The following is a 21,931-nucleotide window of genomic DNA, read 5'->3' on the forward strand; positions in this document are numbered from 1 at the left end:
AAACGACTACAACATTTTACGCAATTTAATGATTTCCATGGCAATTTGTGCAGCAGTGACATAATCACTTCGTCTAACTGCATCTTTTTCTTCAACTTGTTTTTCTTTTATCTTTAACAACTTTTCATATTTCAACACTTGATTTATACAATCGGTCAGTTCTTTATCGGTAACTTCCTCATTCACTGACATCATTTCTATTTCCGAAACGATCCTTCTCAAGTTTGGATCCGGTAAATAAGTAAGGAAAAAGCTTGTATCCGGTTCGTGTCCATCTTCATAGAACGCATATAAATAGGTGATGATTGCCTGATGTTCATCTACATGAAAGACCGTTTGCCCAAGCAACTGCTGAATTTTGAAAGTCATATCCCGGCTTTTTAGCATATGGGCAATCAACTTCGTTTCAGCATTATGGTGAGCAGGCTTTAACTTATGCTCATATTGAAGGGCCATTTTCTTTTGGGCTGCTGGCTGCGGCAGTGTCCCCTTCTTGCGTTCCGTAAAGAACACCTGACGCTGCTGCTGTTCCAGCGCATCCAATGAAAGGGAAAATTCAGAGGATAGCTGCCGAAGATAATGATCCCTCTCCACTGCATTAGGCAATCGCGAAATTTCTTTAAGGACTTCTTCGATATATTGAATTCGATCTCCTTCATTATTTACATTTTTCCCTCGACGCAAATAATGCATTTTGAATGCCATGTAGGTTAAACTGGCCCCTATTACTTCAGAAACAAAGCTTTTTTCACCGAATTCCTTTATGTAGTCATCGGGGTCCAAGTTATCAGGCATAAGAGCGACTTTCACGGAAAACTCATGGTCCTGTAGCATATTAACTGCACGATTGGCAGCGTTCAATCCCGCAGAGTCCGAATCGTAGCAAATAAGTATCTGGTCAGTATTTCTTTTTAAAAGCTGGATATGCTGGTCCGTCAGGGCAGTACCCATTGTAGCGACCGCATTCTCTACACCTGCGCCAACTGCCGAAATGCAATCGGCAAAGCCTTCAAAAATGACTACTTGTTCTTTCTTTCGTATGTGTGGTCTTGCATGATGGAAATTATATAAAGTTTTACTTTTATTAAAGATTGGCGTTTCAGGACTATTCAAATATTTGGGCTCATCGTCCCCCATCGCTCTTCCTGAAAACGCAATCGTATTTCCTTGATGATCCATAATTGGAAACATGACTCTATTTCTGAAACGGTCAAAATATGACTCGTCTTTTTCCCTGTAAATAATAAGCCCTGCCTGCTCCATGTATTCCGCTGGAAACCCGCGTTTTAAAAGAAACTTGGACACGAAGTCCCATGAATCCAAAGAGTAGCCAATTTGAAACTTTTCTATCGTCTCTTCAGTAAACCCGCGTTTAAGTAAATATTCGAGAGCATCCTGCCCCTCTTTTGTATTCACGAGGAGATGATGATAAAACTTCCTCAGCAGGTCATGGGCTTCAACCATTTGCTGTGAGCCTGCCGGCATGTTAGAACGCTTGGAATCCTTATTGATTTCAACATCCAAAGGAACATTCCCTTTTTCAGCTAAAACTTTTGCAGATTCCACAAAGCTGTAGCCTTCTATATCCATTAAGAAGGTAAAAATATTTCCGCCTGCCCCGCAACCAAAACAGTGAAAGATTTGTTTTTCCGTTGAAACGGAAAACGAGGGCGAGTTTTCACCATGAAAAGGACATAGGCCAAAGTAATTGCGTCCCTGCTTCTTCAGCTGGACATACTCCCCAATTAAATCAACAATGTCAACAGCTTCACGAATTTGATTAATTTTCTCATCTTCTATACGGCCATTTATCATTTTTCCACCTTGCAATATTGGTGATAGTTTCTAATTCGATACTGTTTCCTAATCCCCTGCAAAGTTCGACAATGTTTTCAAAAGTTTATTTGTAAAACTTGCACGATCTTCCTTTGTGAATGCTTTCGGCCCTTTCGTATGCTTGCCCTGCCTGCGGAGTTTCGCCGACTGATAACGCATATCCAAGAGCATGAAAATATTCTCGTCTGTGTATTCTTTTCCCCTTGGGGAAAGGACATAAACGTTTTTAGGAAGCAGGGTCCCAGCCAAACCAATATCTGCAGTAACGACAATATCACCCTTTTTTACTGAGTTTACTATATAAAGATCTGCCGCTTCTTTGTCTGCATCGACATAAACCCATTTACCTTCAGGGTTATTCATCATATTTTTATATGATGCAACAAAACAGACTTCAACATCGTGCAAACTTGCACAATGAAGGATTTCGTCTTTCACCGGGCATGCATCGGCATCGACGTGTATCGTAGGTTTATTATTCATACCTTCTAATTCTACATCTTTCTGCATAATCCTTTTTCTCCCCTAAACTTTATGAAGTTATGGTGAATTTCAGCATCGATTCAGAGGGTTCCCTCTAAAAGAGCACACATTATTCTTCAAAGAATACCTGGTTATTTAAGTGAAAGCGCCTCTTTTGCCTTGAAAAAAGACCAACCCCTCCTGAATTATACGGAACATGTCGAATTATTTTTATGATAAAAACCTTGACATCTCATTAACCTTTAGTTTATTCCTTATTAATTAAGTCTAAACCTTAAGATTACTTTTTTCTCACAATTTTTTATTATAGTCTATTTGATTAGAAGATGCCAACATTTAAATTCCGAATGTGTTTCCATGCAAATCAATGGATTTACATTTGGAAACCAAGAGGAATTTTATGTAATTATTTTGAACTTATTCTTATTATTCCCTTATTTGACCTTGGCATTAAAATGTGAGCTGACACATAAAGTGTCTAGCTCACATTTTGATTTGCCTTAATTATAGGGATCAACGATTTTTGTTTTGAAGGATATTGATTATCAAATTGGCTGTTTCTTCAACAGCTTTATTGGTTACATCAATGATAGGACAGTTCAATCTTGATATGATTGTATCAAAGTATGTCAATTCTTCTTTTATGCGCTCCACATTTGCGTAAATGGCATGATCATTAAGCCCAAGTGACTTTAATCGTTCTTTACGAATATGGTTCAGCTTTTCCGGGCTGATCTTTAAACCAATGCATTTTTCAGGAGGTACCAGGAACAGCTCTTCTGGAGGTTCCACTTCAGGCACTAAAGGTACGTTCGCAACTTTATAGCGTTTGTGGGCTAAATACTGTGATAATGGCGTTTTGGAAGTGCGTGAAACACCCACAAGGACGATATCTGCACGTAAAATACCCCGAGGGTCTCGTCCATCATCATATTTTACAGCAAATTCAATGGCTTCCACACGCTTGAAATAATCATCATCCAGCTTTCTTACAAGACCAGGTTCATTAAGCGGCCCTTTTGGCGCCCTTTCCTGAAGGATGTCCATGAGCGGCCCTAAAATGTCATAAGCAGACAGATTTTCTTTCTCGACCTGTGCTTTCATATACGCTCTAATAGCTGGCTTCACAAGAGTGTAAGCAATGATTGCCCCATCCAACTTAGCCAATGATATCACTTCATCCACGTTTTGTTCATCTTCAATATACGGAATTCTCTTTATGGAAAATGCAGATCCCGAGAACTGACTTGCAGCGGCTTTTGTAACCAATTCCGCTGTCTCCCCTACCGAATCCGATACAACATATATAATAGAACCGTTCATATTCTCCGTCATTCCTTTTGCAAGCCCCCTAATAGCCTTCATCAGCCAAAGCTACGAATGCTTTCGTAATATTGGTTTTTGTAATCCTTCCAATCACTTCATAGCCTTTTTCTGTGTCTTTGACGACCGGTAATGAGTCGATTTGTTTATCAATCAATTTTTTGGCAACATCAATCAAAAGGTCTTCTTTTGAACACATTGTAATATTGGGCATCCTAGTCATGATGATATTGACTGGAATGGAGTTAAGCTCTTGTTTCCCAATACTCGCACGCAACAAGTCTTTCCTTGATAAGACACCAACAAGCAATGCATGCTTATCGACTACGAACATTGTTCCGACATCTTCTAAAAACATCATGACGATTGCATCATATACGGAAATGCCCTCGTCAACAACGACAGGTATCGATTGGTAGTCTCGTACATAAAGATGGTTAAGGCTATCTGTCAAGAGCTGTGTTCCTGACCTGCCTGTATAGAAATACCCCACTCGGGGCCTGGCATCAAGAAAACCTGCCATCGTTAAAATCGCTAGATCTGGACGAAGTGTCGCCCTGGTAAGGTTCAATCTATCCGCAATATGTTCTCCAGTAATCGGTCCGTTTTCTTTTACAATTTGTAAAATTAGTTCCTGACGCTTATTCAATTGGATTATAATCACCACCCCACTGCTTTCGCAGAGTAAAGTAACAAAAGTTATTCATTTAATAATTATATACTAAATTATTTAATTAGGGCATTTTTGTCCTATTTATTGACCATTTATCTTTTTAAGAAATCGGAAACCCTTATTTAAAGGGTTTCCGATTTCCATACATCCTTTCGATCATGAAAGGATGATTTTATTCATGGCAGCAAAACCTGCAACTAAATCACTGATTTCCTTCATTAAGGATAAACGGTTATTACGGATTGCTTCATCATCTGCCATGACCATTGTATTCTCGAAATATGCCTCTATTTCCGATTGAAGCGAAACAAGCTGTTCAAATCGCTCATTCTCATCTTTAGATTCATTATAACGCATTGCCACTTTTTGATAGTTTACGTATAACGCATTTTCTTGATCATTTTCAAAGGCACTAGGGTCAACTGTCACCTTATTGTCACATTTTACGGCAATATTCATGACCCGACTTAAAGCTTCCAGGCTTTCTTTAAAGCCTGCTTCGTCTTTTTTCGCATCCAAGACGTGTGCACGTTCCACGATAGAGTGGATATAACCGATCTCATTGAAAAGGACTGCATCAATCAAATCGTAACGGATTTGCTGTTCTTGAAGCAGATGTTTGACACGGGCTTTAAAGAATGTGAACATATCTGCTTTAACTTCTTCAAGATCACGTTTTAAAATGTCTTTTGATTCCAGTCCTTTAAGGCCTAAAACAATAAGCTCCTCTAAAGAAATATTCCATTTCTTCTCAGCTAGAATTTGGACGACACCGCTCGCCTGCCTTCTTAAAGCGTAAGGATCCTGGGAACCTGTCGGAATGATGCCGATAGCGAAGAATGAAGACAAAGTATCAATTTTTTCAGCCAAACTCACAACCGCTCCAATGACTGAAGGCGGTACATTGTCATCCGCATGTCTTGGCATATAATGTTCATTGATAGCCGCGGCCACTTCTTTTGCTTCCCCTTTTAAGAGCGCATATTTTTCACCCATATACCCTTGCAATTCAGGGAATTCATAAACCATATGACTCACCAAATCGAATTTGGCAATTGCCGCTGTACGAAGCGCCATTTCTTTTTCCGCCTTTAAATTCAAAGCATCCGCCAGGGCACCGGTCACTGCAGTTACCCGGGCAGTTTTCTCGGCCAATGTACCAATTTCTTCATGATAAACGATGCTGTCAAGCTTTTTCAAAGCATCCGAAATCTCTTTTTTCTGATCTTCTTTATAGAAGAATGCTGCATCCGATAAGCGGGCACGCAATACTTTTTCATTACCTTTAGAAACCTTATCCAAATGGCGGTCATCGCCGTTCCGCACGGTTACGAAGTAAGCAAGCAGTTTCCCGTCCTGATCTTTAACAGGGAAATAACGTTGGTGTTCCTTCATTGATGTGATAAGTACCTCGGCAGGAAGCTCAAGGAATTCTTCTTCAAAATGTCCGAATAACACCGTTGGATACTCTACCAAATTATTGACTTCTTCAAGCAGATCTTCATCGACTGGGATGATCCAGCCTTTCTCCTGCTCAAGCTCTTTAATCTGGTCCAATATAACTTGTCGGCGTTTATCTGGATTCGCCATTACAAATTGTTCTTTTAGCGTATCTTCATACCGTTCCGGCTGCTCGATGATAGCACTATCGCCCAAGAAACGGTGTCCTTTTGTTTCACGGCCCGTTTCCACATCAGCAATGCTAAAAGGCACAATGTCATTGCCGAATAAGGCAATCAGCCATTTAATCGGACGGACGAAGCGGAGCTCCTGATTGGCCCAGCGCATATTTTTCGGGAACGTCATGCCGCTGATGATTTCCTGCAGCTCAGATAAAAGCTGAACGGTCTGCTGTCCTTTTATGAATTTATTAACATGGGCATATTCCACACCCTTGAGTTCTTTAAAATAAATGTCCTCTGAAGTCATGCCTTGACCCCTGACGAATCCCAATGCGGCTTTAGACCAGTTGCCTTCGCTGTCCAAAGCGATTTTCTTAGCCGGACCTTTTGCTTCTTCTTCGATATCCTTTTGGGATTCTTCCACGTCTTTCACCAATACGGCCAAACGTCTTGGTGTGGAAAAAGCTTCAACCGTTCCGAATTCAATCGCTTTTTCCGTTAGCCATTGCTGCACTTTATCTGACAACTGTTTCATTGATGCTGTCACAAAACGGGCAGGCAGCTCTTCCAATCCAATCTCCAATAACAAATCACTCTTGCTCATTTGTGTTCTCCCCTTTCACTTTCAGGATCGGGAAGCCTAATTTTTCCCGCTCTTCATAGAAAGTTTTAGCAACCTTACGCGCTAAGTTACGGCACCGGGCAATATATCCCGTTCTTTCCGTCACCGAGATGGCACCTTTTGCATCCAAAAGGTTAAATGTATGTGAACATTTCAAAACATAATCATATGCAGGATGTACAAGTCCTTCTTCCATTTGGCGATGCGCTTCCTTTTCATACATCGTGAAAAGCTGAAACAGCATATCAAGGTCGGAGGTTTCGAAAGTATATTTCGAATGTTCGTATTCCGGCTGTCCAAATATATCCCGAACTGTGAATCCATCTGTCCATTCTAGGTCAAATACGTTCTCCTTATCTTGAATGTAAGAGGCGAGACGTTCGATCCCGTATGTAATTTCCACGGAAACCGGCTTACACTCAAGGCCGCCCACTTGTTGGAAATATGTAAATTGCGTGATTTCCATTCCATCAAGCCACACTTCCCAACCGAGACCAGCACACCCTAGTGATGGATTTTCCCAGTTGTCCTCCACAAAGCGAATATCATGCTCAAGCGGATTTATCCCTAAAGCGCGTAATGAATCCAGATATAACTCTTGGATATTGTCAGGCGATGGCTTCATGATCACTTGGAACTGATGATGCTGATACAGTCGATTAGGGTTCTCACCATAACGACCGTCAGCAGGACGGCGGGAAGGCTCTACGTAAGCAACGCTCCAAGGCTCCGGTCCAATGGCTCTCAGGAACGTGTATGGGCTCATCGTTCCAGCCCCTTTCTCTACATCATAAGCATTCATTAATATGCAGCCTTGTTCAGACCAATGCTTTTGTAACGTTAAAATCATATTTTGAATATTCATCGTACACCTCCAGGTTATTTAAAAAGGCTCTTATTAAAATTAAAGGTCGGAACCCAATACATTTTGGCAAACAAAAAACTCCCGTCCCTATGCGAAATGCATAGGGACGAGAGTATACCCGCGGTTCCACCCTAATTGCCGTTTATAAAACGGCCTCTTTTCAAAGCAACATGCTCCGGAAACGCCCTTCCCTGTAAATCCATATCCCGGCTTTCACCGTCCCGGGTTCGCTTTTTATGGAGAATGACAGATACTCTTTTCCATCAACGCAATCTTCTTATTTTGATGATTAGAATTTTATACAAACTAGCATGGAATGTCAATAGGTCGAATCCTAAAACATATCTTTCATCGTATCAATCTGTTTCAGGAACTTTTTTGATTTCAAATGCAGACCAGAATATTCCTCATAATAAGCATCGATGATCTTCTGCAATTCTCTTTTCGTTTCAGGCTTGACGGAAATGTTACCGAGCCTTGATAAATCGAAATAATAAAAGATCCGCAGCAATTTGACGGCAGCAGGTGAAATTTTATAATGATAAGGGTCTTTCCCCAGACAGCGGTGACAGATAAAGCCCGCTTCCCGAAGCGAGAAGGAGAATTCCCCTTCCGTTTCACCACATACAGCACACTGATTCAGCACTGGGTTAATCCCATTGACGGGCAGCATCTTCATTTCAAAAATGAATTTCAAAACCTCTGCGTCATATTCTTCGTTTATGTAATGCAAGGTTTGCGAAAGTAATTCATACAAATATGGATTCGGTTTCTTATCCTCGACGCTTTTATCAAGCAATTCAACAATATATGAAGCATAAGCAGTGGCAAAAAGATCTTCCCTTATGAAACGGAGTGAATCGACCATTTCGCCTTGCTGAAGACTTCCGAGTCCGGTTGATGTGGTTACAAGAAAATACCCGGAGCAAAAAAGCTGTGTGACGGCAGAAAGCCTGCTGTTAGGTTTACTGGCTCCTCTAGCCATAACGCCAATTTTTCCTAGCTCACGGGTATATATAGTAATGATTTTGTTATTTTCTCCATATGCAGTTCGCCTTATGACAATGCCCTCACATTTTTGGAGCATACCAAGACACCACCCATGCTCGCCAAGACTAACCTATGAAACAGGAAAATCAATTTCTGCTAGCTCATTATTCAATACCAAGTGTCTTTCCTGTCTCTCGACTTCTATCTCCTTAAACAGCAAATAGGTGTCCACATTACCTGTTTCACTAAATAATTCCCAGGTAAAATCCAACATATAAAGCCCACCTTTCATTTTTAACTAGCAATTATGAATATCCGACCATATGATTAGCTTGACCGTTTTCCAAGCTTTCATGACGCGTAAATTTTGTTAATTAATACTCGCTCTCATTGAAACCATAATCGCGGAGCTGGCTTGCTTTGTTACGCCAATCCTTCTGCACCTTCACCCACAGTTCCAAGAAAACTTTCGAGCCCAATAAGTTTTCGATATCAACTCTGGCACGGCTACCGACTTCTTTAAGCATTTTCCCTTGCTTTCCGATGACAATGCCTTTTTGCGAATCACGTTCGACAACGATCGTCGCCATGACATTAATGGTGTCGCTGTTGTCCATTTTTTTAATTGAATCGATGACAACAGCCACCGAATGCGGAATTTCTTCCCGTGTCAGGTGCAGTACCTTCTCGCGAACCAATTCGGAAATGATAAAACGCTCCGGATGGTCGGTCACTTGGTCAGCTGGATAAAACTGGGGACCTTCAGGCAGATGTTCCTTAATTTGTTCAAGCAGTGTATCAACGTTATTCCCTTCAAGCGCTGAAATCGGAACGACTGCCGCAAAAGGATAAAGCTGTTGGTATTTTTCAATGATCGGAAGTAACTCATCTGGATGCATCGCATCGATTTTGTTTACAACTAGGAAAACAGGCGTTTTTACGGATTGAAGTTTTTCGATGATAAACTCGTCACCGCGTCCGTATCCTTCAGTCGCATTGATCATGAAGAGAATCAAATCGACTTCTTTCAATGTATTCGTTGCCACTTTCATCATGAAGTCACCAAGCTTATGCTTTGGTTTATGAATTCCGGGTGTATCGATGAAAATCATTTGTGAATCGTTTTGCGTAAGTACTCCCTGGACTTTATTTCTTGTAGTTTGCGGTTTATCGCTCATAATGGCAATCTTTTGACCGATGACCCGATTCAGAAATGTACTCTTTCCAACATTAGGTCGTCCAATAATTGAAATGAAACCTGATTTGTAACCTTTTACTTGTGTATCATCAAATAGTTTATCCATTTAAATCCTCCGGTGAAAAAGCTCCTGGAAGCAATTCCTGTACTGTTAGTTCTTTTATATCTCCATTTAAGTTGGTCAAAACGACCGGCATATCCTTTTCGCACAGTTCTGAAATAACCTGCCTGCATGCCCCGCATGGAGAAACGGGACCATCAGTATCTGCCACGACTGCAAGTTTAGTGAATTTTTTATCGTTATGGGCATAAGCGCTGAATAAAGCTGTCCTTTCGGCGCAATTACACATGCTGTATGCAGCATTTTCTATATTACAACCATGATAGACCTTTCCATCAGCTGTTAAAAGGGCTGCCCCCACCTTAAATTTGGAGTAAGGCACATAAGCTTTATCCCTTGCTTTTTTAGCTTCCTCAATCAATTCTTTTGTATTCAATTCACATCTTCCTTTCAAATTGAGTACCATTTCGGCAACCTACAGGCCAAACTTAGGCAAAAAGATAATCAATCCAACTATTATAGAAAATATAGCATATATGAATACAGCTCCGGCTGCAATATCTTTTGCCTGCTTGGCAAGCGGATGGATTTGATCCGTGACCAGGTCCACTACCCTTTCAATCGCTGAATTAACGAGCTCCAACGTGATCGTACCGGCTATGGCTGCCAAAATGAAAAGCCACTCCATCCCATTCAATGAGAAGTACCAACCAAAGAATACGACGATTGCCGTTAACGCGAAATGAATCTTGATATTGCGTTCAGTCCGAACAGCCTCCAAAATTCCCTGACAGGCAAAAGAGAAACTTTTTAATAAAGGATACCTTTTTTTATCCTTCTCTTGAAAGTCCATATTCTTCCAAGATCTCCTTTTGTTTTGTGAACATCTCTTTTTCATCTTCTTCATTCATGTGGTCGAATCCCAATAAATGAAGAAACCCATGCAGCGCTAAAAATCCAAGTTCCCGGTCAAAAGAATGACCATATTCTTCAGCCTGTTCTTTCGTACGTTCAATGGAAATGATGATATCCCCTAACATGCGGGGCATTTCCGCTCCGACAATTTCCACTTCATTTTCTCCCATTTCTTCAAGTGCAAAAGAAATGACATCTGTAGCTGAATCTTTATTACGATATTCTTTATTGATTTCCCTAATCCTATCATTGTCTACAAATGTAACGGACAACTCGGTGTCTTTTTCAATGTTTTCTTTTCTTGCCGCAAATTGCAGAATGCTTTCAACAAGCTGCTGAGCTTCCTCCGTTACTTCATTCGTTTCATCCATTAAATCGATAGCCAAAATCATTCTTTCACCTTCTGTCCTAATTTATCCGGCTCCGGATATTCAATCCTGGAGTGGAAGATACCATTCAGCGATTCACATAAGGAATGCTTCACGATACTCAATTCTCTCATAGTAATGTCACATTCATCAAATTGACCATCTTGAATCCTGTCCTGAATGATGAAACTTACCAGCTCTTCAATCTTCTCCGGAGTTGGGTGCTTCATCGATCTCACTGCAGCTTCAACACTATCGGCTATGCCGATGACGGCTACTTCCTTCATTATCGCCCTCGGACCTGGATATCTGTAAGCCGTTTCGAGTGTGGCCTCATCCTGTTTTTTTGCCTTATGGAAGAAAAACTTCAATAAAGTGGTCCCATGATGCTGCTCTGCAATATCCACAATCTCTTTCGGGAATTTGTGATTGCGCAGCATCTCCCCGCCATCTACGGCATGGGCAATGATAATATCCCTGCTCGTTTCCGGCTGCAGCCGATCATGCGGGTTCTCTTCACTCATCTGATTTTCGATGAAGAAGTGCGGCCGCTTCGTTTTACCGATATCATGATAATAACTGCCGACCCTTGCCAGCAATCCATTCGACCCGATGGCTTCACAAGCCGATTCCGCCAAATTGGCGACCATTACACTGTGATGATATGTTCCCGGAGCCTCAATCAAGATCCTCCGCAGTAACGGATGATTGGGATTTGCGAGCTCGATAAGCTTAATCGATGATAAAATCCCGAAACCAGCCTCGAAAAACGGTAACAGGCCCATTGTCAAAACGGCTGAACCCACTCCAGAACCTATGGCAGCAGCAGCATAATACAAGTACTCCATTCTAGTATAATGGCTGTCCATAATAAAAATGAGCGAAAAAACAAATGCCATATTGATTAAAGACAATAGCAGACCCGCTACCAGCACCTTTGATTTGAAATTGGGCCTAGATAGAATGATGATCGCCGTCAATCCCCCGAAAATGATATAAAGCCCCATCGAGAAATCCAGATTTCCAGGTGTATCACCATTAAATATAATCGTACCATACGAACCTAACAATATGATCATTGCTACCGCTAACTTATCATTCAATAATATCTTGATGAGCATCGCCGCCATGGCACCCGGGAAAATGTATTCCAAATTCGAGTTTTTCAGGTCTGCCAGAATGCTGACCGTTTTCATGGTAGCCATTGAAAGGATAAAGACAAGACTGAATATCAATAACTGATTGTACTTGTTATCCTTTTTGGAAATGGAATAGTAGAAAAAGTAATAAAAAGCGGCAAAGGTCAGGAATATGAATAACAGCAGGCCGATATACGGATAAATGGTAGACTCCGTATTTAGGAAGCCTGCCAGTTCAAGCTGCCTATATACATCCCTGTCCACTAATTGATTTTCTTCAACGATGATCTGACCTTGAAGGATCCTGATTGGCTCCACGCTTTCAACCGCTTTCCTTCGCTGTTCCTCGGTTTTGTCCTTATCGAAAAATACATTTTGAATGATTGCCGTACGCGCAAGGGAAGTGGAGGCTTTTTTCATATCGCCACTAATGCTCATATAATCCAATTCCTCTACAACCTTTTTCTTGGCATTTTCGACGTCACTTGCAGCGATTCGGGAACTCATCACATTATTCACGGCTGTAATGGTTGAATCCTTCGCTATTTTCAACTCATCTTCATCCGCCTGAACTAAAGCAAGGAAAACGGACTCCTCGATATTTTTATTGACTTCATCGGTCAATTTTTCTTTTAAAATGGAAACTTTTTGAGCATCCGTCTTAACGACCTCTTTTTTATCCTCTTTTCCCTCATCTTCTTTATGATCTTCATTGGGGTCCGTTTCTTTATTCACCTCTATCGCTGAATCGAAAATGGATGAAATCAGATCGACTTTATTTTTGGCATATTCTTTTTTTAAAGAATAAACATCCGCCACCTGTTTTGAAATCTCTTCTTTTTCCTGTTCAGTCTTATAGGTATCTTCCACTGTCTTGGTTGAACGGATCGTTTGTTCCGCAGGCTTAAAAAGCTCTACCTGGACCCTTTCCGGCTTAACATTGGAGAACATTAACCCATAAGCAAACAACCCAAGTATGATAAACAATAGCACTTGAAAAAAGCGATGGACCAACAGCCCTTTTATTTGAGTGAAGAATTTCTGGATACGATTCAAGGAAGGTCCTCCTAAAAAAAATGATGTTTAATATTCTAGATATGTAAAATCATAACAGTTTTCATGTAAATTTTCACCTTCGTATTGATAAATGTAAAGCTTCTTTCGTTCCTTATCCACCTTTTAACCAAAAAGTTTGTCATTTAGACACATCACGAAAAATCCGCCGATTGAAATGGCGGATTTTTTTCTTATGACTTCGCCTGCTCGTAAGCAGTAATGATTTTGGCGACAAGCGGATGTCTCACAACATCACTTTGTTCAAAATAAACAAAGGAAAGGCCTTTAACATTCTTCAAGATCTCTTCTACCCGAACCAGACCTGACTTCATACCTTTTGGAAGGTCAATCTGGGTCCGGTCTCCCGTAATGACCATTTTCGATCCGAAACCAAGCCGGGTCAAGAACATCTTCATTTGAGCTTCCGTCGTATTCTGGGCTTCATCCAATATGACAAAGGCATCTTCAAGCGTACGGCCCCTCATATAAGCCAGAGGAGCTATTTCAATCGTTCCGCGCTCTATCATCCTTAGCGTCTGTTCCAACCCTAGGAGGTCATGGAGAGCGTCATACAGCGGCCTTAGATACGGATCTACCTTTTCCTTCAGATCACCCGGCAGAAAACCGAGGCTCTCCCCTGCTTCGACGGCAGGCCGTGTCAGGATAATCCGTTTAACATGTCCATTTTTCAATGCATTGATGGCCATCACTACAGCAAGATATGTCTTTCCGGTTCCAGCAGGCCCTATTCCAAATACAAGGTCCTGTTTCTTTATTGCCTGGATATAGTACCTCTGCCCGATTGTTTTGACTTTAATGGATTTTCCCTTAGCCGTTTTAGCGATTTCCTCATCATATAATTCACCGAAATACTCCAATGTGCCTTTTTTTGCCAATTCAATTGCATAAAGCACATCTCTGGAACTGATTGCAATTCCTTTTCTGATAACTGTCAATAATGCCTTAAGGATTTCCTCCCCCATCGTTACCCGCTCGATATCCCCGGCAACACTCACCGCTTCACCTCGGGTTATGACGGAGATGCCAAGCTCCTCTTCAAGCACTTTTACATTTGAATCCCCATTGCCCAATAACGCGATCGCTTCATTGGGTGATTGTATTTCGAGCTTAATTACTTTCACATCATCTGCCATTCGTTAGTCTCCTTGAATGATTGGTTGTCCAATCGCTATATCTTCAATAACTTGGTAATGTATAGATAATTTAACTTTACCATTCTCCATGCTTTCGTGCAAAATTTTTTCTTCGACTATTTCATCTTCCTCATCCAAATGCTTTTTCAATTCTGCTTTAGCCATTTTCCTGCCTTCCTTCACCGCTTCTTCCTCCGTATAACTTCGTACAATATCTTCTTTGCTCCTTAAGGTCACTTGTTTATAGTAAATGGGCAGTTCCCATTGAAGAAAGTGAAACGGCCTCACTGTCGTTTCTTTTTCTTGTTTTTCGTATCCCGGATCCTTGAACCCCCATACCGGCAGGGAAAAACCTCCCATTTTCAAAAAATGCCTGCTCGTTTCATTTCCGTTAAAAACGGAAAACTTGGTTTTTAATGGAACCTCCACCTTTGCTTTATACCAAGTTTTCCCTTTTATTACTCCCTGTGCGGATACGATTTCCTGTTTATCCTCTTTTCCGATCAGTCCTGAAACAAGAAGTTGTCCTTTTCCTACATAATCATTCACATTAACAATAGATTGTCCCTTTTCAACGAACATATCAGTGATGATCGCCTTTTTTGACGCTACCAGATTCTGTGGAGATGTTTTCTCAACTTCTTTTGGCTGCCGCTTTTCTACAACCCGAAAATGGTATGTCGTTCCCTTCAGCTCAACCCCTACCCATGTCAATGCACCAATCCGGTCCGACAGCTTTCGCTGAATCGTATCCACATCATCAACAAAGAATTGCACTTTACCGATTTTCACGCCCATCTTGTCCAATTCTTTCCGGATGGCATGCTCGGTTGCCGGTTTGGCATCTTGAACCTCGATGCCCCATACCATATTGGAAAGTACAAATATGCAAAGCAGGAAAGCGATCATCCCCGCTAAAAACCCGCTGTTTTTCATGACTCTCTTCATTAGGAAAGGGAAACCCTTTCCTTGCATGAACTTTACTTTACAATCGCTCTTACGCATGACCTGACGGAGTTTGGGGATATCCCTGACATCCATATGGAAAATCAGGGATTCGCTTCCGACACGCTTCACATCCCATATATGAAGCCCCCTTCTCGTCAGCATATTAATCAGCCGTTCTGCACCTTTTCCATAAGCCTTCACCTTTACATAGCCTGTATAATAGTTTGTCCATTGGTTTTTCATGGAGACCTCCCGGGATCATTCATTGATAAAATAAACCTTGTCAATTTTGCCTTCGAGCATGATTTCTTCCGGCAAAATCGTCTTTATGACAAAGGCATTTCCCTTTATCAGCAATTGCCCATTTTTCAGCATCAATCGCACTTCGCTGTCTGTAAAAGCCAATAAGCCACGATGGTTTTCAATATAAATATGTAATTGTCCGATCATTGTAATTCGCGGCAGGTCCATCATGACATCTTGCGGAAGGTCCATTGTTTTGGTCATAAGCTGTTTCACTTTTTTTCCCCAATTGCGAGCCATAAAAAAGAACCCCCTTTCATCTCAACGCATGAGATTACTTACAGACTGTAGCTATGATATAAGTTAATCTTAATACCATACTATTCTATAGGAGTTCATAACATGCTAATTAAAACAGTAGCCATCTATAATCGAATCTCAAGTGATAATAATGAATCTGAAGCTGTTCTACTCAATCACAGGACAATCACTACAAGATTATGCGAATCAAAATCATATAAGTACTCATAGTTATATATCTGTTGGACAAGTATAGCTTCAGATTCAACGATAACGAGTTTCTTATCATCATTCCGCTTGTATCCTATTGGCGGAGTACCCTGAATCCATTCGCCACGTTTAGCACCCTCTATCTTGCCGTTCTTCATTCTGCGAGTGATAGCCTTTAGCTCTTTACTTGATATCATCGATGCCACATCAAACATAAAACGGTCTGATTCATCGTTCAGGTTGAATAATTTGCTTGGAGTGATGATAGGAACATCATTCTCTTCTAATACCTTTGCAATCATTTGTGAATAGAGATTATCACGATCAATCCTACTGAGTTCAACTACAACTATTCCATCATACAAGCCTTGTGCAATATCTTTAAGTAATTGTAATAGGACTTTTCTCTCTTCAACCTGCCTCCCGATTCAACCTCTTCATATAACTGCTCATAAACTAATTGATACCTTTATAAATGAATTCCATTTCATTAAATCATTTAGTTATGAAAAGTGGCAAAAGGCATTGGAGTCTACTGAGACGGTTTCTAAAAGTAGTCTTGCTCAACAAGTCGAAGAAATGAAAAAGACTCTAGAAAAGCTGAATGCGAAACTAAAGCGCATCCGCTCAGCATATCTTGACGAGGTGTTTTCCAAGGAAGAATATTTGACCGAGAAATCCAATACTGAATCAGAACTGAAGAGGATCTCTAATACAATAGATAATTTGCTTAAAGATATCGAATCAACCGATAAAGTATCAATCACATCTCAATATGAAGCTTTGATTGAGAAGATTGATCAATTCTACTATCTATATAATACGGAAGCTTCTCCACACCATATAGCAGAATGTAATCGATTATTGAAGCTTATAATCAATAAGGTGCTTTATGCAAAAGGTGATGCAGAGAGTATAATCATAAGTCCTGTAGAGAGATATAAAGCTAGCCAAGGCATAATCAAGGATTATTTTGTGGTGTTTATAGAACCTAAATGAGGATACTCCAAGTAGGGGTATCCTTTTCTTTACTAAGTGGTTTTAATATTACTTTTAAGCATTCTTGATAATTCTTTTGAAAATAGATCTCATTCATTGATTCTTACTACTCAATTGAGAGAGTGGTTAAAAATGGATGAAGATTTCGAATTGGATAAATCAGAGAAACAACTTGGAGGGGGCTATATCCGATGGCCACCTTTTAATGGCTAAAAGGCATACGAAATAAGATTTTTTTACTGTAATAAGCAATGCGTACAAGCCAATTCCTTCTATTTTAAATATATTGATAACATAATTTGAAAGGAGATGATATATTTGGATCCAATTAATAAGAGATGCTCATGCATACATTGCAACTCATGTATTCCGTGCGGACCTAAGGGGCCTCCAGGGAAAACAGGTCCTCAGGGGCCTCCAGGGAAAACAGGTCCTCAAGGTCCTGAGGGACCACAAGGGGCAACAGGCCCTCAAGGTCCTCAAGGACCACAAGGTCCTCAAGGACCACAAGGTCCTCAGGGACCACAAGGTCCTCAGGGACCACAAGGTCCTCAGGGACCTCAGGGACCTCAAGGTCCTCAGGGACCTCAAGGTCCTCAGGGACCAGGCGGTGCTTTGGCTTATGGATCATTGTACGATCCATCTGGAACTTTTGTCCCAGTGTCTCAGGTAAGTCCACCTGCTTTAGGGCAGAAGGTTGTATTCACTACTCCTGGGCCGTTATTAGGAACAGCTCCATTTCCTCCTGGTCCTGGCCCTTATACTGACCTTGAGGTTTTAACTGCTGGGGTATATGAGATCAGCATGGATTTAACAGCTAGGCTTATTAATGCTTCTAACTTGGCGTTTAATACCGAAGTGCAGTTCAGGTTATTCATAAACGATACAACTCCAGTTCTTGGAAGCACTTTTGAATCCTTTAATCGTATTACAGGCGGACCAGGCGGTAACCCATCGCAAGTTGAAATTAGAAACACGATAGGAAAAACAATCCAACTGCAATTAGCCGCAAACGATAGGCTAAGTATTAGGGTAATATCTGCATCTCTCAATGTAATGTATAGGTATCCTTCAATAGTGGTTACAAAAATTGCCAACTAATTGCCTAAATGGGACAAGACAAAGTCCGTAAATAGGAGAATGAAGAGTCCCAACCCCAAGGTTGTGGGCTTTTTCTGTTTTACAACTTTCAGATGCTTATTGAACGTGGTGGTTTTTAGTTTCACAGGTAAATTAAACGAAGTCTCCCCCTTCTTCACCTAAACTCCCCCGTTAGTCCATAAAAAAAACCGCCGAAAATGGCAGCTGTAACTGAAGTAATTTTTCTAAACTTAGGCTATAGGTGCAGTTAGTATACATCTTCTTCAGGTTTATAAAGACGGAATCCTACTTCAGAAAGCCTATCCTCATATTCCTTTTTCCAAACCACATTTCTTTTATTTATATGAGCTTGAGTAATCACTCTTTCATCTGAATCTGTTGGTTGATAAAATTCATCAAAGATGTTCTCAAAATAACTACCTAAAGTTTCTATTGTTTTATCAAGGTCATATAACAATATTTTGTATGTTACTGAATGCTTGAATAACCTTATCCATTTGGATAGCTAAAAAAGTACTGTCGTCTACAACTGTTCTTAGTTTGTTTAAAGACTCCCTTGCTCTACATCTGTAGTTAGACTGCATATAAAAAGAACCCTCTTTAAAACATCTCAATGTATGAAATGAAAGAGGGTTCTAGCACAAAATTATAAGGGATTGAAAGTCTATTTTTTCAGGATGTACTGAAAAAAGTTAGGGATTCCGAATTACCTTCTGGACCTCTGAAGACTTCGCTTCGCCCTTGGCGGTCCCAGCACTTCTGACATGATGATGCCATCAATCAGCTGCTTTTTGCCAAAAGACGGCCCTTTGCGATAGACCGGACTGTTATTATCAGAAATCGCTGATGTAATTTGATCCGCTTTCGCTTTTTGATATAAACGCTCTTGATCGTACTTCTGCTGAAGCCGTCTAAGCTCCGCAATCCTTTTGTTCGCTTCGTTCTTCGTCTCATCGATTACTTCAAAAGCCTGTGTTGCCTGCTGATCGACTTTCCTTACGGGAGCAGGGGCAGGCCTTTGCTGCTGTTCCCCTTGCGACATTTCGCCCTGAAGCTCCCGCATGACCTCCTGCCATTTCTTTTTCGGAGGCGTGTTTGGATCAACATTTTGCTGCTTTTTCTTTCCTAACATGGACGTTAAGATACCGATCAAGACAATGATAAGGAATGGGTTCTTGAGAAAGAAATCAATAAAATCTCCCATTTAAAGACCTCCCTTCCCTGACCTAATTATTATTGTTATTGTTATTGTTGTTGATATTATTGTTATCCTTTGGATTTTCGGATATTTTACTGATGGAGCCGCGCATATCCGTATCGGCCGTGATATTTTGGATATTCATATAATCCATCACTCCAAGATTTCCGCTTTTCAGTGCATCGGCCATGGCCAACGGAACTTCGGCTTCGGATTGAACAACCTTCGCTCGCATTTCCTGAACACGGGCAACCATTTCCTGTTCAAGTGCAACAGCCATTGCACGCCGTTCTTCGGCCTTCGCCTGGGCTATTTTCTTATCTGCCTCGGCTTGATCCGTCTGTAATATGGCCCCGATATTTTTCCCGATATCCACTTCAGCGATGTCAATGGAAAGAATTTCGAATGCCGTTCCAGAATCCAACCCTTTTGATAAAACCGTTCTAGAAATCAAATCGGGATGTTCCAGTACATCTGTATGCATTTTAGAAGCACCGATCGTCGATACGATCCCTTCACCTACACGGGCAATGATCGTCTCTTCACCGGCACCACCGACTAGACGTTCAATATTGGCACGGACCGTAATCCTTGCCTTCGCTTTCACTTCAATCCCATTCATCGCTACACCAGAGATGAACGGAGTTTCGATCACTTTCGGGTTAACGCTCATTTGAACGGCTTGAAGAACATCACGACCTGCCAGGTCAATAGCTGCACCCCGTTCGAAAGGTAAGACGATATTGGCACGTTCTGCAGCAATTAAAGCATTCACTACGCGATCAACATTACCCCCTGCAAGGTAATGGCTCTCCAATTGATTCGTTGAAACATTGATTCCAGCCTTATGGGCCTTGATAAGGGGATTAACAACCCTGCTTGGTATAACACGGCGAAGCCTCATCCCAACTAATGTAAATATACTGATTTTGACTCCTGCCGCCAAAGCGGAAATCCATAACATTACTGGTACGAATGTGAAAAACACTGCCAATACGATGATGGCAGCAATCACTGCCAGTACAATAAATATCGTTCCTGAAGTTATCACTTAATGATTCATCCTTCCTGTATCTCTTAATTTTAATTTGAATCCGGAATTTCCCGGACGACTACCCTTGATCCTTCAACTTTAATGATAATGATTGACGAACCTTTGGAAATAAAGCTTCCTTCGGTCACGACATCCACTCTTTCTTCTTTGACCAAGGCCGTTCCTGAAGGCCTCAAATCTGTAAGGGCCTTCCCTTCTACACCTAATAAATCCAAACGATTCGGATTGCTGACATATCCTTGTTCCGTTTTTGTTGCATCGGTTAATATCATTTTCTTGAAAAATTTCATCTGTTTTCCAAACACCTTTACAAGTAGGATGAATACCAAAATGGATACGGTGACCGCAATTAGCAAGGAGATCGTCATATGGACCGGATCACCTGTCGCAAGGAACAGACTCCCCACTATCGCTGTAAACCCGAGCAGCCCGATAATCCCCCCTGGGATAAAAAATTCAACTAGTACGAGAATGACCCCAATGATGAACATCGCTAACGATTCGTATCCGGTGATACCGGCGACAAGATGACCATAGAAGAATAAGACAAGACTGGTGATTCCAATGACCCCCGGAATACCAAAACCGGGTGAAAATAATTCCATCACAATCCCGATTCCCGCTATCGTTAATAAAATTGGGACGACGATCGGGTTGGTCAAAAAGCGGGCAAGTTTCTCAGGAAAGCTTTCTTCGATTGACCGAATATCAGCATCCTCAACTCCAAGTATACTATACAACTCCGCTTTCCCAGAGACGGTGCCTTCACTATATCCAGCCTTTTTTGCCTGTTCAGCTGTAAATGTCAGCAACTTCCCTTTTTCCGCTCCATATTCGGGTAGATCGATGTCAACATCCGCCATTGCCTGGGCGTATATGGGATCACGTCCATTTTGTTCTGCAGCTGTCTTCATGGCAGCTAACCAATAAGATTGCGCTTTCTTACTTGCAGCGTTCCCTGTTGAATCAATCACAGCGGCAGATCCCATAGTGGCACTCGGAACCATATAGATCTCATCTGCACTTAGAGAAATGTATGCCCCTGCAGATAAAGCCCTGTTATTGACGTAGGCAACAGTCTTGATTGGTGAATCCGACAGTAACTTTGCAATTTCCCCTGCTGCATCCACAGCACCTCCAGGGGTATTCACCTCGAAAACGACAAGATCTGCATCAGCTGCTTCAGCAGTGGTCAGCGCGCGTTCCAAAAAGGCCGAGAGTCCCTTTTCCACCGTTTCTTCAATTGGTACATGGTAAACGATCTTCTCGTTTGCAGATACCGTAGATCCCCCAAAAGAAGACATGGTGAACAGCAATCCAAATAAGAGTACAGATAAATAACGCCAAATTTTCAACGGAACGCCCCCTTTCCCGTATTAAACGCGGTAAGTGCCTCCAGTATTCAGGAGGAAAACCTACCAGTAAATTCAGCACACAACTAAAATTCGAATAAGGAGCAAATGAAGCAACCCTTTACTCTGTTCTTTAGTTATTACGTATGTATATGAAAAAGGTTTCAAAAAAAGCTAATAAAATTAAAAGTGCCCCTATTATCTTGGGCTTCGTTTGAATA

At 41.2% G+C, this 21,931-nt stretch carries 23 protein-coding genes and 1 other annotated feature; of the genes, 2 read left to right on the forward strand and 21 right to left on the reverse strand.

Translation table 11 applies throughout. The features are described from left to right. Positions 1-6 precede the first annotated feature (6 nt). The 17 genes from dnaG to NYE63_RS19315 all read right to left on the reverse strand — a co-directional run bounded on the left by dnaG (position 7) and on the right by NYE63_RS19315 (position 16,371). The gene (gene dnaG / locus NYE63_RS19235; RefSeq protein WP_342605828.1) at positions 7-1,812 is read right to left on the reverse strand and encodes a DNA primase; all 1,806 of its coding nucleotides are present in this window, start codon (positions 1,810-1,812) and stop codon (positions 7-9) included. Positions 1,813-1,863: 51 nt separating this feature from the next. Further along, on the reverse strand, positions 1,864-2,319 hold the full coding sequence (locus NYE63_RS19240) for a YaiI/YqxD family protein (RefSeq protein ID WP_342605829.1): 456 nt from the start codon (positions 2,317-2,319) through the stop codon (positions 1,864-1,866). Positions 2,320-2,832: 513 nt separating this feature from the next. Next, positions 2,833-3,642 (reverse strand): pyruvate, water dikinase regulatory protein, encoded by an 810-nt coding sequence (locus NYE63_RS19245; RefSeq protein ID WP_076366287.1) that lies wholly within the window; start codon positions 3,640-3,642, stop codon positions 2,833-2,835. Positions 3,643-3,670: 28 nt separating this feature from the next. Then, entirely contained in the window at positions 3,671-4,309 is a 639-nt protein-coding gene (locus NYE63_RS19250) for a helix-turn-helix transcriptional regulator (protein ID WP_063233015.1), read from the reverse strand. Positions 4,310-4,471: 162 nt separating this feature from the next. Next, the gene (gene glyS, locus NYE63_RS19255) at positions 4,472-6,541 is read right to left on the reverse strand and encodes a glycine--tRNA ligase subunit beta (RefSeq protein WP_342602318.1); all 2,070 of its coding nucleotides are present in this window, start codon (positions 6,539-6,541) and stop codon (positions 4,472-4,474) included. Beyond that, positions 6,528-7,424 (reverse strand): glycine--tRNA ligase subunit alpha, encoded by an 897-nt coding sequence (glyQ, locus tag NYE63_RS19260; protein ID WP_342602319.1) that lies wholly within the window; start codon positions 7,422-7,424, stop codon positions 6,528-6,530. Before glyQ ends, glyS begins: the two co-directional genes overlap by 14 nt. A gap of 99 nt (positions 7,425-7,523) precedes the next feature. Then, positions 7,524-7,700: a binding site (T-box leader), on the reverse strand. A gap of 58 nt (positions 7,701-7,758) precedes the next feature. Then, the gene (gene recO / locus NYE63_RS19265; protein WP_063233013.1) at positions 7,759-8,511 is read right to left on the reverse strand and encodes a DNA repair protein RecO; all 753 of its coding nucleotides are present in this window, start codon (positions 8,509-8,511) and stop codon (positions 7,759-7,761) included. Positions 8,512-8,544: 33 nt separating this feature from the next. Further along, positions 8,545-8,688 carry a YqzL family protein gene (locus NYE63_RS19270; protein WP_342602320.1) on the reverse strand — a complete coding sequence of 48 codons (144 nt, stop codon included), beginning with the start codon at positions 8,686-8,688 and terminating at the stop codon, positions 8,545-8,547. Between the two features lie 100 nt (positions 8,689-8,788). Further along, positions 8,789-9,718 carry a GTPase Era gene (gene era / locus NYE63_RS19275; RefSeq protein ID WP_262869625.1) on the reverse strand — a complete coding sequence of 310 codons (930 nt, stop codon included), beginning with the start codon at positions 9,716-9,718 and terminating at the stop codon, positions 8,789-8,791. Then, positions 9,711-10,109: a cytidine deaminase gene (locus NYE63_RS19280; protein WP_144479374.1), complete on the reverse strand. Its 399-nt coding sequence runs from the start codon at positions 10,107-10,109 to the stop codon at positions 9,711-9,713. The genes era and NYE63_RS19280 overlap by 8 nt, the downstream gene beginning before the upstream one ends. Before the next feature lie 39 nt (positions 10,110-10,148). Then, positions 10,149-10,526 carry a diacylglycerol kinase family protein gene (locus NYE63_RS19285; protein ID WP_063233011.1) on the reverse strand — a complete coding sequence of 126 codons (378 nt, stop codon included), beginning with the start codon at positions 10,524-10,526 and terminating at the stop codon, positions 10,149-10,151. Continuing rightward, positions 10,504-10,980, reverse strand: coding sequence for an rRNA maturation RNase YbeY (gene ybeY, locus NYE63_RS19290; RefSeq protein WP_342602321.1), 477 nt, complete (start codon positions 10,978-10,980; stop codon positions 10,504-10,506). Before ybeY ends, NYE63_RS19285 begins: the two co-directional genes overlap by 23 nt. Next, complete coding sequence (locus NYE63_RS19295; protein WP_342602322.1) at positions 10,977-13,151, reverse strand: HD family phosphohydrolase; 2,175 nt, start codon at positions 13,149-13,151, stop codon at positions 10,977-10,979. The genes ybeY and NYE63_RS19295 overlap by 4 nt, the downstream gene beginning before the upstream one ends. A 191-nt stretch (positions 13,152-13,342) precedes the next feature. Beyond that, the gene (locus NYE63_RS19300; protein ID WP_342602323.1) at positions 13,343-14,305 is read right to left on the reverse strand and encodes a PhoH family protein; all 963 of its coding nucleotides are present in this window, start codon (positions 14,303-14,305) and stop codon (positions 13,343-13,345) included. A gap of 3 nt (positions 14,306-14,308) precedes the next feature. Next, the gene (yqfD, locus tag NYE63_RS19305) at positions 14,309-15,496 is read right to left on the reverse strand and encodes a sporulation protein YqfD (protein ID WP_342602324.1); all 1,188 of its coding nucleotides are present in this window, start codon (positions 15,494-15,496) and stop codon (positions 14,309-14,311) included. 15 nt (positions 15,497-15,511) lie between these two features. After that, complete coding sequence (gene yqfC / locus NYE63_RS19310; RefSeq protein ID WP_034308511.1) at positions 15,512-15,796, reverse strand: sporulation protein YqfC; 285 nt, start codon at positions 15,794-15,796, stop codon at positions 15,512-15,514. Positions 15,797-15,972: 176 nt separating this feature from the next. Next, positions 15,973-16,371 (reverse strand): recombinase family protein, encoded by a 399-nt coding sequence (locus NYE63_RS19315; RefSeq protein WP_342602325.1) that lies wholly within the window; start codon positions 16,369-16,371, stop codon positions 15,973-15,975. Between the two features lie 160 nt (positions 16,372-16,531). On the opposite strand from NYE63_RS19315, the gene NYE63_RS19320 reads away from it, so the two are divergent. Next, positions 16,532-17,005 carry a hypothetical protein gene (locus NYE63_RS19320; protein ID WP_342602326.1) on the forward strand — a complete coding sequence of 158 codons (474 nt, stop codon included), beginning with the start codon at positions 16,532-16,534 and terminating at the stop codon, positions 17,003-17,005. Between the two features lie 379 nt (positions 17,006-17,384). On the opposite strand, the gene NYE63_RS19325 is transcribed toward NYE63_RS19320, so the two are convergent. Beyond that, a complete protein-coding gene (locus tag NYE63_RS19325; RefSeq protein ID WP_342602327.1) occupies positions 17,385-17,636 on the reverse strand; it encodes a hypothetical protein in 252 nt (83 codons plus the stop codon). Between NYE63_RS19325 and NYE63_RS19330 the strand changes: the two genes are divergently transcribed. Further along, on the forward strand, positions 17,621-18,106 hold the full coding sequence (locus tag NYE63_RS19330; protein ID WP_342602328.1) for a hypothetical protein: 486 nt from the start codon (positions 17,621-17,623) through the stop codon (positions 18,104-18,106). The two genes, NYE63_RS19325 and NYE63_RS19330, sit on opposite strands and share 16 nt — an antisense overlap. 706 nt (positions 18,107-18,812) lie before the next feature. Here the strand turns inward: NYE63_RS19330 and NYE63_RS19335 are convergent. The 3 genes from NYE63_RS19335 to NYE63_RS19345 are packed head-to-tail and all read right to left on the reverse strand — an operon-like array spanning position 18,813 to position 21,713. Continuing rightward, the gene (locus NYE63_RS19335) at positions 18,813-19,310 is read right to left on the reverse strand and encodes a hypothetical protein (protein ID WP_342602329.1); all 498 of its coding nucleotides are present in this window, start codon (positions 19,308-19,310) and stop codon (positions 18,813-18,815) included. Positions 19,311-19,332: 22 nt separating this feature from the next. Continuing rightward, positions 19,333-20,352, reverse strand: a complete 1,020-nt coding sequence (gene floA / locus NYE63_RS19340) for a flotillin-like protein FloA (protein WP_289327353.1) — start codon at positions 20,350-20,352, stop codon at positions 19,333-19,335. Positions 20,353-20,387: 35 nt separating this feature from the next. Further along, complete coding sequence (locus NYE63_RS19345) at positions 20,388-21,713, reverse strand: nodulation protein NfeD (protein WP_342602330.1); 1,326 nt, start codon at positions 21,711-21,713, stop codon at positions 20,388-20,390. Positions 21,714-21,931 lie beyond the last annotated feature (218 nt).

The organism is Peribacillus sp. FSL E2-0159 (assembly GCF_038643155.1).
Taxonomy (GTDB): domain Bacteria; phylum Bacillota; class Bacilli; order Bacillales; family DSM-1321; genus Peribacillus; species Peribacillus simplex.

Bases quoted from the DNA above. Each gene is read 5' to 3' on its own strand.
- NYE63_RS19240 (WP_342605829.1), bottom strand. From the start codon at position 2,319: ATGAATAATAAACCTACGATACACGTCGATGCCGATGCATGCCCGGTG.
- NYE63_RS19245 (WP_076366287.1), bottom strand. From the start codon at position 3,642: ATGAACGGTTCTATTATATATGTTGTATCGGATTCGGTAGGGGAGACA.
- glyS (WP_342602318.1), bottom strand. From the start codon at position 6,541: ATGAGCAAGAGTGATTTGTTATTGGAGATTGGATTGGAAGAGCTGCCT.
- glyQ (WP_342602319.1), bottom strand. From the start codon at position 7,424: ATGAATATTCAAAATATGATTTTAACGTTACAAAAGCATTGGTCTGAA.
- recO (WP_063233013.1), bottom strand. From the start codon at position 8,511: ATGCTCCAAAAATGTGAGGGCATTGTCATAAGGCGAACTGCATATGGA.
- NYE63_RS19270 (WP_342602320.1), bottom strand. From the start codon at position 8,688: ATGTTGGATTTTACCTGGGAATTATTTAGTGAAACAGGTAATGTGGAC.
- era (WP_262869625.1), bottom strand. From the start codon at position 9,718: ATGGATAAACTATTTGATGATACACAAGTAAAAGGTTACAAATCAGGT.
- NYE63_RS19285 (WP_063233011.1), bottom strand. From the start codon at position 10,526: ATGGACTTTCAAGAGAAGGATAAAAAAAGGTATCCTTTATTAAAAAGT.
- ybeY (WP_342602321.1), bottom strand. From the start codon at position 10,980: ATGATTTTGGCTATCGATTTAATGGATGAAACGAATGAAGTAACGGAG.
- NYE63_RS19300 (WP_342602323.1), bottom strand. From the start codon at position 14,305: ATGGCAGATGATGTGAAAGTAATTAAGCTCGAAATACAATCACCCAAT.
- yqfD (WP_342602324.1), bottom strand. From the start codon at position 15,496: ATGAAAAACCAATGGACAAACTATTATACAGGCTATGTAAAGGTGAAG.
- yqfC (WP_034308511.1), bottom strand. From the start codon at position 15,796: ATGGCTCGCAATTGGGGAAAAAAAGTGAAACAGCTTATGACCAAAACA.
- NYE63_RS19325 (WP_342602327.1), bottom strand. From the start codon at position 17,636: ATGATCCATAAGCCAAAGCACCGCCTGGTCCCTGAGGACCTTGAGGTC.
- NYE63_RS19335 (WP_342602329.1), bottom strand. From the start codon at position 19,310: ATGGGAGATTTTATTGATTTCTTTCTCAAGAACCCATTCCTTATCATT.